The 10,724-nt window shown below is 52.6% G+C and carries 7 protein-coding genes; 5 read left to right on the forward strand and 2 right to left on the reverse strand.

The features are described 5' to 3' along the window. The first annotated feature begins 778 nt into the window (after window positions 1–778). The gene (gene lpxO, locus QLG08_RS10660; RefSeq protein ID WP_014593021.1) at window positions 779–1,690 is read left to right on the forward strand and encodes a lipid A hydroxylase LpxO; all 912 of its coding nucleotides are present in this window, start codon (window positions 779–781) and stop codon (window positions 1,688–1,690) included. Window positions 1,691–1,757: 67 nt separating this feature from the next. Here lpxO and dhaR read toward each other — a convergent pair whose 3' ends face one another. Both dhaR and QLG08_RS10670 read right to left on the reverse strand, forming a co-directional pair. After that, window positions 1,758–3,674, reverse strand: coding sequence for a dihydroxyacetone kinase operon transcriptional regulator DhaR (dhaR, locus tag QLG08_RS10665; RefSeq protein ID WP_041930714.1), 1,917 nt, complete (start codon window positions 3,672–3,674; stop codon window positions 1,758–1,760). 97 nt (window positions 3,675–3,771) lie between these two features. Next, a complete protein-coding gene (locus QLG08_RS10670; RefSeq protein ID WP_041930715.1) occupies window positions 3,772–4,869 on the reverse strand; it encodes a glycerol dehydrogenase in 1,098 nt (365 codons plus the stop codon). Window positions 4,870–5,456: 587 nt separating this feature from the next. Here QLG08_RS10670 and dhaK point away from each other — a divergent pair. The 4 genes from dhaK to QLG08_RS10690 all read left to right on the forward strand — a co-directional run bounded on the left by dhaK (window position 5,457) and on the right by QLG08_RS10690 (window position 10,710). Continuing rightward, window positions 5,457–6,527, forward strand: coding sequence for a dihydroxyacetone kinase subunit DhaK (gene dhaK / locus QLG08_RS10675; protein WP_109707042.1), 1,071 nt, complete (start codon window positions 5,457–5,459; stop codon window positions 6,525–6,527). Between the two features lie 10 nt (window positions 6,528–6,537). After that, window positions 6,538–7,170 (forward strand): dihydroxyacetone kinase subunit DhaL, encoded by a 633-nt coding sequence (gene dhaL / locus QLG08_RS10680; protein WP_013024796.1) that lies wholly within the window; start codon window positions 6,538–6,540, stop codon window positions 7,168–7,170. 10 nt (window positions 7,171–7,180) lie between these two features. Then, window positions 7,181–8,602, forward strand: a complete 1,422-nt coding sequence (gene dhaM, locus QLG08_RS10685; protein WP_028714860.1) for a dihydroxyacetone kinase phosphoryl donor subunit DhaM — start codon at window positions 7,181–7,183, stop codon at window positions 8,600–8,602. 443 nt (window positions 8,603–9,045) lie between these two features. Then, entirely contained in the window at window positions 9,046–10,710 is a 1,665-nt protein-coding gene (locus QLG08_RS10690) for a ShlB/FhaC/HecB family hemolysin secretion/activation protein (RefSeq protein WP_210494649.1), read from the forward strand. Window positions 10,711–10,724 lie beyond the last annotated feature (14 nt).

A 10,724-nucleotide genomic window follows, 5' to 3' on the forward strand; every position in this document is an offset into this window, starting at 1 on the left:
GTGCAGGCGGTCGGGTTAAGGGGCTTGCGCCAGCCCCTTAACAATCCCGGCGTCCGGCAGCCGCCGCTGTTCCTTCGTCGTTCCCTGCGGCCTGACGGACCGTCCGGATGCGCCGTCCCAGGCGCAGCCGTCCTCGTCGCGGCTTCCCTGCCGCGCCGTCCTGGCCTTCGCTCTCTCCTCAGCGCGGCGGATGCCTCCTGAAAACACGCGTCTGTGAGGGCGTGTTTTTTATTTGGTGCGGCTTTGCCTGCGGCATTTGTCTTGAATGCGTTCGCCTTCAAGGCTGCGAAATCCTTGTGCTCTGTATCTTGACTGTCTGGCGGCGGATGCCTCCTGAAAACACGCGTCTGTGGGGGCGTGTTTTTTATTTGGTGCGGCTTTGCCTGCGGCATTTGTCTTGAATGCGTTCGCCCTCAAGGCTGCGAAATCCTTGAGTCCTGTAGCTTGCCTGCCCGGCGGGGATCTACGGTTTTGCATTGAGCAGGTTCCGCTGGCAGGCGAGCGAAATTGTGCTTCGTTTTGTTTATTTTTATTTCCCCTGCTGTAGGGCGTTAATCAGGTCATCTTCACCAGTGGCCAGCCGCATATATTCGTGCAACGCATTGATGCCAGTCTTTGTTATTTAAACGATTGTTAAACGACGTCAACTCAGGTTGCGGGAGTAACACCTGAAAGCGCACTACTTGACAAAAAATTTTGCAATTTAATACTAAAAATTATTCTTCCATTAAATCTCCGCAAGAAACCATCCATTCTTGCAACATAAGGAACACGTTGTATGGTGGCTGCCATCATTATTGGTATTTTTATTATTAGCGTAATCTATGCACACTCGCGCGGTGTAGAAAAACAAAAGTTCTCGCGTCAGTTGTTTGATCACTCGACCTTTATGGCACCTGTTAATATGTTCATGACAGGCTTTTCAAGATTGCCAGCGAAACAGCCCTATTTTCCGGCAGAGGAGTTTCCAGAGCTTCGCGAGTTGACCGATAACTGGCAGGTCATTCGCGAAGAGGCAATACGTCTTCAGGATCATATCAAAGCGGCCAAAAGCCATAATGATGCAGGGTTTAATACCTTTTTTAAGCGTGGCTGGAAACGGTTTTACCTTAAATGGTATAGCGACGCACATCCGTCTGCCCAGCAGCTCTGCCCGGTCACCACGGCTCTGGTCAGTAAAATCCCCTCAGTCAAAGCGGCGATGTTTGCAGAGCTGCCGGCGGGCAGTCATTTAGGTAAACACCGCGATCCCTATGCCGGATCGGTGCGCTATCACCTCGGCCTTGTGACGCCCAACGATGACCGCTGCTTTATTGAGGTGGATCGACAACGTCACAGCTGGCGCGACGGGCAGGCGGTTATTTTTGATGAAACCTACGTGCACTGGGCACAGAATGAAAGTGAGCAAACGCGTATCATTTTATTCTGCGATATTGAGCGTCCTATGAAGTGGCGCTGGGCACAGGCCATTAATCACTGGGTAGGCAGTACCCTGATGTCGGCAGCAGCCTCACCCAATGACGAAAATGACAAAACGGGTTTCATCAACCGCATTTTTAAATACGTCAATGCGATTCGCGATGCTGGACAGAATTTAAAAAAACGGAACAGGACAGTCTATTACTGGGTTAAGCACTCCTCGATTGTACTGATATTCCTTGCGATCATCGTGCCGAGTATCGTGATGTAGAAAGGGAATGACAGCCAGAACAGCACTCAGCGTCTGGCTGAACCCATAATACAGGCAGTGAACACCGTTATTTGGGTTTAAACTGCCTTACATCAATCGCGTATCGTTTTATTTTTCGCCATAACGTGGTGCGGCCGATGTGTAACAGATCAGACATCGCCTGCACTTTGCCCTGCGTCATGCGGGCAGCCTGGAGGATCGCTTCTTTTTCAATCGCGCTAAATGACAGATTATCCGGCAGCAGAGAGGCGTTTGCGGCATTGTCAGGTTGCTCAGATAAAAGCGATTCTGGCAGGTTATTCCATCGGATATGGCCATGTTCACTACTGATAGCAATATTTTCAATCACGCTGTTTAATTCAAAGTCATTACCGGGCCAGCCATAACCCATTAATTGCGTCATCACCTCGTCATCAAGTTTAAAGCGCGAGGAAAAACGTTTTTCCAGCCTGCGTAGGCGGTGATTAATTAAATAGGGAATGCTGTTACGCCGCGCGCGCAAGGGCGGGATGGCAATCTCAAAGGAATGTAATGCGTAATAAAGCTGACGGCTAAAACGATTCTGTTCCACAAGATGGGCCAGATTAACGGTAGTCGTAGCAATCACTTTAATATCAACGGGGATCAGCCGTCGCGCATCAAGGCGAGTCAGCACGCCTTGCTTGATGACCTGAAGCAGGACAGATTGCTGTCCGGGTGTCAGATATTCAATCTTTTCCAGAAACAACGTGCCGCCGCTGGCCAGTTCCAGACGGCTTAAACGGCCATCTCTAACCTCGCCGGGTGCACTGCCTGTAAAATCCTCTCCCTGTGTATTGTCGGCATAAAGCTGACAGTTAACCGCAATGTAAGGGCCGCTTGCCCGGTCACTTTCATTATGAATTGCCTGACTCAGCAACTCTTTACCTACACCTTCTTCCCCGCACAGTAAGACAGGAAAGCTGCCTTTGGCTGCCTGACGACCAAAATGTATTAAACGACGCGTGTCGGCATCCTCTTCTGGCATTTGTTCAAAGGTGTGACTGACTTTACCCAGTTGGCTGGTCATGAGTTGACGGACCTGCTCAACCGGATGGAGCAGTAAAATAAAGCTGTTGCCATGAACTTCAACAATGGGTTTCAGGGTAATCACCGCATCAACAAACTGATGCTGGCTCTCGAAGGTGACTTCCACATGTTTTAATCCCTGTACCTGCTTAATCGCCCGGCGCAGCAGAGCCGGCAGCGTGATCAGGTCAGCGATATTCTTTCCCTGACTGGTTAAGGCATCAAGGTGCAACTGCCGGGCTGCCTGAGCATTCAGAAACTGCAGGAAGCCTTGCTCATTCCACGCCATGACGCCGTCGTCCATGCTCTCCAGCAGGCCATAAAGCTGGTTCAGATGGCGGTTGGAATCGGCTAACAAATTGTCTGTTAACAGTGAATTGCCTATTTCCCGGGCAACAGAAAGCGTAAGCGAGAGATCGGAGGGCGCCTGATCCTGATAAAGACAGGCCAACGCGATGGAGCCAAATAAACGACCGTGATTATCGAATATGGGTGTAGAGCAGAAAGACCAGGGATGAAGAGCCCGTTTGAAATGCTGTTCCCGGCTGGTTTTTAATGGCTGGCCTTCAAGCGCGGCCAGCGACAGGGCGCAGGTACCGATGATACTTTCCGCACAGTAACTTCCCTCCTGCAGACCTAATTTCTCAAGATCCAGCAGCGTCTGTGCATCGCCACAACGGTTTAAGATACAGGCGGATTCATCAAGAATAAACAGCGCACAAGGGCGGTTCGTCATATATTCCCACGCATCCTCAAGCGTGGCCTGGCCAATGGTGAGCAGGGCGGTTTTGCGGCGGCAAATCGACGCGTAAGTTAATCCCTGTGCCTGATGCGGTGCTTGCCAGTTATCCCGCTGCATGTATTTACTGCAGCGGTGCCATGACTGAGCTATCACCGCTGAAACGTGTTTATCGCTCTCGGGCGCGAACACTGTCATATCCATTTCCGCTGAAAGACCATAGGATCCCCCCAGCAGCGCAGCCAGGGGGAAGTCGTTGCCCGGAGACTCGGGCCAGCGGTTTACCTGCGACAGATTAACGCGACAGCCACTGCTGTCCTAGCAGATCGGCAGTGATAATCGCCGCATAAACGCTGTCTGGTGTGACCGGGAACGGCATATTGTGGATGGTTTCGCCTTCCACACAGGCCGCCTCGGCAACCGCCTGAATTTTTTTCTCGATATCCTGTTTCACGCCCATTTGCCCCAAGGTGACAGGCAATCCTACTTTCTGGCAGAACGCCAGCACGGTTTCGATCTCTTCTGTCGGGCTGTTCTGCAAAATTAACTGGGATAACGTACCAAACGCGACCTTTTCACCGTGATAAAGGTGATGGCACTCTTCCAGTACGGTAAACGCATTATGAATGGCATGCGCGGCGGCAAGACCACTGCTTTCAAAGCCAATCCCGCTGAGGTAAGTGTTGGCCTCAACGATACGTTCCAGCGCATCTGTTACCACGCCTGCCTGAGCCGCAAAGCGAGCCTTTTCGCCTTCCGCCAGGAGCGTTTCATAGCACAGCCGCGCCAGGCTTAACGCTGCGGCCGTCGACTTGCCGCCTGCCATGCTGGTTGCGCCAGAATCGTAACAGGCTTTGGCTTCAAACCAGGTGGACAGGGCATCGCCCATTCCCGCGACCAGTAAACGTACCGGTGCTTTGGCAATGATCGTAGTATCCATCACGACCATATCGGGGTTTTTGGGATAGATCAGGTACTCTGCAAACTCACCGGTTTCGGTATAAATCACAGACAATGCGCTGGTGGGCGCGTCAGTGGAGGCGATGGTGGGGATAACCACCACTGGCAGTTTGAGATACCACGCAATCGCCTTGGCCGTATCCAGCGTTTTACCGCCCCCTAATCCGATGACGCCGCGGCAGCCGTTTTGTTCTGCTAACGTCATCAGCCGGTTGATTTCAGCCCGGCAACATTCCCCGCTAAAACGTTCTGCATGACAGGTGACGTCATGTTCAGCAAGGCCGCTCAACACCTTATCGCCCGCCATGTTCATTACAAAGTCATCGGCAATCACAAAAAAACGATCGGCCAGGTTCTTTGCGTACTGGCCGAAGGACATGGCGGCATTGGGGCCCTGAATATATTTCGCTGGAGACTGGATAATTTTTGGCATTCCTTTCACCCTCAAGTAAGAACATGTTCGCATAGTGAACGCTGGCATCTCTCTGGCCCGACTTGCAGTGAAAGCCGAATGATGGCCGACGTCGCGTTTCACTTTACGCGCGACATGGAGGTGAAAAAGTTTTGCGGCCAACGTTCTGATATGGAACACCTTACCGCTCCGCACGTTTCATACTGGAACAATAAACCAGGTTTGAATGCTATGTTGCGATCGCGATCGTCTCCAGCAGTGTAAAACGGCAAAATGCGGCGACGATTTTCCTGACTACATGACGCGTGATGCTGTCTGCCGCTAAAAAACCTGCCTGCTCAACGGTCTTTATTTATCGCTTCCGCTGTCATGACTTGCTTTGCCTCTCATTTTTACCCAACAGACGCGTGATATGTTTCATTATGGAACATAAAAAATCTCACGATGTTCCGTTATGAAACTCTTCATCCTGACATTTTTTTTCTCGTCGACTCCATGAGAATCAGTGCGTCGACGAGCGGTCTGCCGCCGTTACCGTTCCCCCCGTAATCGGGTTGTCTTTGCCTCAGGCAGAGTGACAGCTAACCGCATCCAACGGAGCATAAAGAATGAAAAAGCTGATTAACCGTGTGGAAGATGTATTGAGTGAACAACTGGCAGGATTGGCAAAAGCCCATCCTGAACTGACGCTTCATCAGGATCCCGTCTGCATGACGCGAGCCGATGCGCCTGTAGTGGGAAAGGTTGCGCTACTTTCGGGCGGCGGCAGCGGCCATGAGCCGATGCACTGCGGTTTTATTGGTCATGGCATGCTGTCTGGCGCCTGCCCCGGCGAAATCTTTACCTCACCCACGCCAGACAAAATGTTTGAGTGCGCCATGAAAATTGACGGCGGTGAGGGCGTACTGATGATCATTAAAAACTACACCGGCGATATCCTCAACTTTGAAACGGCAACCGAACTGCTGCACGAAAGCGGCGTGAAGGTCACGACGATAGTCGTGGATGATGATGTCGCCGTAAAAGACAGCCTGTATACGGCTGGACGTCGTGGCGTGGCAAATACCGTGCTGATTGAAAAACTGGTTGGCGCTGCCGCAGAGCGGGGCGATTCCCTTGAAGCCTGCGCTGCGCTGGGACGTAAGCTGAATAACTGTGGTCACTCTATTGGCATCGCGCTGGGCGCCTGTACCGTTCCCGCTGCAGGAAAGCGCTCGTTTGAACTTCAGGACAATGAAATGGAGTTTGGTGTCGGTATTCATGGCGAGCCGGGTATCGATCGCCGCACCTTTACTTCGCTGGATAACACGGTCGATGAGATGTTTGAAACCCTGCTGGAGAATGGCACCTACAGCCGCCCGCTGCGTCACTGGGATGTCGAGACCGGTAGCTGGCAAGAAGTGCAGCACACCAAGCAGGCTTTAACGCGCGGCGACAGAGTCATTGCGCTGGTCAATAACCTGGGCGCGACGCCGCTATCAGAATTATATGGCGTGTACAGCCGCCTGGCGCAGCGTTGTGAAGAGCAGGGGATCACCCTTGAGCGCAGTCTGGTAGGCAGTTACTGCACTTCACTGGATATGGTGGGCTTTTCCATCACGTTGCTGAGCGTGGACGATGATTCCCTGGCGCTGTGGGATGCGCCGGTCCATACACCAGCCCTGAACTGGGGCCAATAAGGAGATCGATATGTCACTGACCCGCGCCCAAATTGTGAGCTGGCTTTACCGCTGTGGTGAAGTTTTTACCCGTGAAAGTGATTTTTTGACCGGACTGGATCGTGAAATCGGCGATGCCGATCACGGGTTAAATATGCATCGGGGATTCAGTAAAGTTGTCGAGAAGCTGCCTTCTGTCGAAGATAAAGATATCGGCTTTATTCTTAAAAATACCGGTATGACGCTGCTCTCAAACGTAGGCGGAGCCAGCGGGCCGCTGTTTGGTACGTTCTTTATTCGTGCGGCTCAGGTTACCCAGGCGCACCAGAGCCTGACGCTGGAAGAGCTTTATCAGATGATTCGTGAAGGGGCGGAAGGGGTCATTAACCGCGGTAAAGCCGAGCCTGGCGATAAAACCATGTGCGACGTCTGGCTCGCGGTCGTGGCGTCACTGCGTCAGTCTAGTGAGCAGAATGTCTCACTCACCGCCGCTCTTGATGCCGCCTGCCAACAGGCGGAGTCAGCCGCCCAGTCAACCATCACCATGCAGGCCCGCAAAGGGCGCGCCAGCTATCTGGGTGAGCGCAGTATCGGTCATCAGGATCCCGGTGCAACCTCGGTCATGTTCATGATGCAAATGCTGGCCGCCGCCGCCAGGGAGTAAGGAGAGAGGAATGGTAAACCTGGTGATCGTGTCACACAGTGCAATGTTAGGCGAGGGCGTGGAAATGCTGGCCCGGCAAATGTTAACCGGCGATAACTGCAGGATCGCGGTCGCCGCCGGCATTGACGATCCTGATCATCCCATCGGCACGGATCCGATAAAAGTGATGGAGGCGATTGAGGCTGTCGCGGATACCGATCATGTGCTGGTCATGATGGATATGGGAAGTGCCCTGCTCAGTGCTGAGACGGCACTTGATCTGCTCGATCCGGTCATTGCTGAAAAAGTGCGCCTGTGTGCAGCACCGCTGGTGGAAGGCACGCTGGCGGCCACCGTCAGCGCGGCGGCGGGAGCGGACATCGACACAGTCATTGACGTTGCCATGAATGCGCTGGCGGCGAAACAGGCCCAGTTAGGGATAACGCCTCCCGCGCACGCCGCTTCGCTGCCCGCAAAAGCGCCTGATTCGGACGCGCGTTCGGTTACGGTCACCATCAGGAACCACCACGGTCTGCACGTTCGTCCTGCTTCGCGGCTGGTCGCTGCACTGGCGGGAATGAACGCTGATCTGGTGTTAGAGAAACAGGGGCAGTGCGTGAAGCCAGACAGCCTCAACCAGATTGCTCTGCTTCAGGTTCGCTGTCATGACGCCGTTACCTTGTCGGCGAGTGGGCCCGATGCTGAGCGTGCCCTGGCGGCATTTGAATCCCTTGCGGCGGAAGATTTTGGCGAGCATCCCGAGTCGATGGCGTTAAAAACATCGGCGTCCACCGTCGAAAAGGTACAGGGTAAAGCGGTGTTTTATCCCCTGCCGCTGGCGCAGCCTGCCAGGCACCCTTGCAGCGATGTCGGGCAGGAAGAGCGGCGGCTGCAGCAGGCGATAGTAGATACGCTCAATGACCTGAATGCGCTGGCTGCCCTGGCAGAGAAGAAATATGGTGCTTCGGTGGCGGCTATTTTCTCAGGCCATCACACGTTGCTGGACGATCCCGACCTGTTTGACGCTGCCTGTAAGGTCATCCGTAATGACTCGTGTTGCGCTGAATCAGCCTGGTATCAGGTGCTAATGGAATTAAGCCAGCAATATCAGCACCTGGATGATGCGTATTTGCAGGCGCGGTTTATTGATATCGAAGACATACTGTATCGTACTCTGTGTCATCTGAAAGGGCGCGACATCAGGCTGCCGACACCAGACGTGCCCGCCATTATCGTGGCAGACGATATCTTTCCGTCAGCGGTCGTTAATCTGAATGCGCAACTGGTAAAAGGCATTTGCCTGCGGGAGGGCAGCACGCTGTCACATGCCGCAATCATTGCTCAGCAGGCCGGTATTGCCTTTATCTGTCAGCAGGGCGCAGTGCTGGATATCATTCAGCCAGAGGACAGGCTATTGATTGATCCCGCTGCACAGCGCGTGAGTTGCGCATAACGCTAGTGTTCATTAGCCTCTGGTATCTGTTTCAGGGGCTTTAATTTATTTGGCCCTGACAAAAAATTTCAGTTAAATCTCTTTTTGTTCCCTTAACCTTTCGACAACTCCCCTCTCATTTTGGCGCATTTTTATCCAATAATTACTCGATATTTCAATCAGAAAACATAAATAAATCGCGTCCCACAAATGGGTTTCCGCCAGAGACTACCTTGGGATTTCATGTTTATTTTTATTCGGGAAAGGCTCAAGGGAGTGCATTTTAGTTAAGGGGATATTTTTAAAATCATATTTGGGTTAAGGCGGGAAACAGTGAGTGATTAAATAAAATATATATCAAGCTGTCGTCTTTTACTTTTATCAGGAATTTTCCAATAGTTTAGGTGATATTATGCTTTCACTGCCTTACAAAAAACTTACATTTCTTTTCATTGGGCTTACCTATGAGAGCAAAGACAGGGAAGTGGCTGGCGTTGAGCGCCGCGCTTATCACGGTAAGCGCACTGGCTGCGCCGTTGACGCCAGGCGATCGCGATTATATCCAGACTCAGCAACAGCAACGCCTGCAGCAGGATCAGCAGCAGCGTGATGCACTCTGGCAAGCTGTGTCACCGCGTATAGTCCCCGCTCCCCGTGCTGATGCGTCAGGCCGTTGCTTTACTATTCATCAGATCATAATCCGCAACGCCACACTGCTTTCCGCCAGCCAGCAGCAGTCACTAACTTCTGCTTATGTCAATCGTTGTCTGGACTTAACGCAAATTAATGCGCTGGTACATGCGATTTCCGACTGGTATATGCAAAGGGGTTATATTACCAGCCGGGCTTTTTTAACAGAACAGGATCTCTCTTCTGGCCAGCTAATTATTCCCGTGCTGGAAGGCAAACTGGACACCATTATTCTGGACGGTAAACATCCACGCCTGTTGCGCATGGTATTTCCGGGGCTGGAAGGAAAAATCCTGAACCTGCGCGATATTGAGCAGGGCATGGAGCAGATTAATCGCGTACGCACGGTACCTGTTCAAATCGAAATTCAGCCGTCACCCAAACCGGGTTATTCCATTGTTAATCTGACAGCAAAACCTGAATTTCCCCTCAGCGCGACCTTGGGTTTTGATAACAGCGGGCAGCGCAGCACCGGCCTGGGCCAGCTTAACGCCTCTCTGACCGGAAATAATCTTTTGGGGGTGGCGGATCGCTGGTTTGTCAGTGGCGGGCGCAGTAGCGCATTCAGCCACTGGCGCGATGCGCAGAACTTACAGGCCGGCGTCAGCGTGCCTTATGGTTATGGCCTGCTGGATTACAGCTACAGCTGGAGCAACTACCACAGCCATTTTATCAATAACGATTTCACGTGGTTCAGCAACGGCAACAATATTGCACATCGCCTTAACGGCTCCTGGGTTTTATTTCGCAACGGCGATATCAAAACGGGCGTGCAGATTGGCCTGAATCACTATTCCAGCCATAACTATCTCAACGATGCGCCGTTAGTCAGCAGCAGCCGCAAATTAACCAGCCTGCAGTTTGGCCTGAACCACACTCAGAAAATTGCCGGTGGCGTCGCCACGCTTAACCCATCGTTTAGCCGTGGTATGCCGTGGTTTGATGCCGAAAGCGATGAAGGCAAAAACGGTAACCTGCCGAAAGCAGAGTTTCGTAAATGGAGCATCAGCGCCAGCTATCAAAAACCGCTCACCAACAAGCTGTGGTGGCTAAGCAGCCTTTACGGACAGTGGTCACCCGATCACCTTTACGGTAGCGAACGACTCACGCTGGGCGGCGACAGCTCTGTGCGTGGCTTCAAAGAGCAATACCTGTCGGGCGATGTAGGCGGTTACTTACGCAATGAGCTGGATTACAGCCTGTTTACGTTACCTGGGCTGGGTGAAGTCACCGCACTGGCGGCGGTGGACGGCGGCTGGCTGAGAAGCGATCCGCAAAACCCACAGTTTACCGGCACGCTCTGGGGCGGTGCCGTGGGGCTTGGCACTCGCAATCAACATTTTTATACCCAGTACACCGTCGGCATTCCGCTCAGCTATCCCGGCTATTTACAGCCGGATCACGTCAGCATTTACGCCCGCGTCGGGCTGGTATTCTAAAAAGAGGAACTGAT

This window comes from Pantoea sp. V106_11, from assembly GCF_029967885.1.
GTDB lineage: Bacteria > Pseudomonadota > Gammaproteobacteria > Enterobacterales > Enterobacteriaceae > Pantoea > Pantoea ananatis.